This is a genomic window from Bradyrhizobium semiaridum (assembly GCF_020329505.1).
GTDB lineage: Bacteria > Pseudomonadota > Alphaproteobacteria > Rhizobiales > Xanthobacteraceae > Bradyrhizobium > Bradyrhizobium semiaridum.
This window is the reverse complement of the sequence record NZ_JAGKJJ010000068.1, coordinates 1-792: the sequence shown is the minus strand read 5'-3', so window position 1 is coordinate 792 and position 792 is coordinate 1. Positions and strand designations below refer to the sequence as shown.

Genomic DNA, 792 nt, shown 5'->3' with positions numbered 1-792 from the left:
CGGCGGCACGCTGTCGGCCTTGAGCTGGGCGGCGGATCACACCTCGGCGACGGCGACCTTCACCGCCACCGACGGCATCACCGCCTCGGGCTCGGTCACGGTTGCCGCTGGCAGCTACACCGACGTGGCGGGCAATCTCGGATCGACCGGCACCGACACGGTGGCGATCGACACCCAGAATCCGACGCTGACGGTCGACATCGTCGACGGCGCGCTCAGCGACGGCCACAACAGCTCGGTCGTGACCTTCACGTTCTCCGAAGCGCCTGTCGGCTTCACCGCCGCCGACATCAGCGCAACGCACGGCACGGTCAGCAACCTTGCCGCCACGGCGGACCCGTTGGTCTTCACCGCGACCTTCACCGCCGACGACGGCTTCACCGGCAATGGCTCGGTCTCGGTCACCGCCGGCAGCTACACCGACGCCGCGCTCAATCTTGGCGGCACGGGGACGGATTCCGTCACCATCGATACCGAGAATCCGACGGTGGTGGTCGACCTCGACCGCTCGACGTTCAACGACCACAACAACACCGGAACGGTGACCTTCACCTTCTCGGAGGTCCCCAGCGGCTTCGATCTGGCCGATGTCTCGGTGACCGGCGGCGGACTGTCCAACCTGCAGCCGGTGGTGGGCAATCCGCTGCAGTACACGGCGACCTTCACCGCCGACGACAACTCGACGACGGCGGTCGCGATCTCGGTTGCGGCCGACAAGTTCACCGATCCGGTCGGCAACGACAACCTGGCCTCCAACACCGACACCGCGACGGTCGACACCCAGAACCCGAC

Annotated in this window: 1 protein-coding gene; it reads left to right on the top strand. The window is 67.2% G+C overall.

Annotated elements, in window-relative coordinates; genetic code table 11:
* Positions 1-792: Ig-like domain-containing protein (locus J6500_RS31430; protein WP_225716578.1), on the top strand; the 792-nt coding region annotated here is incomplete at both ends.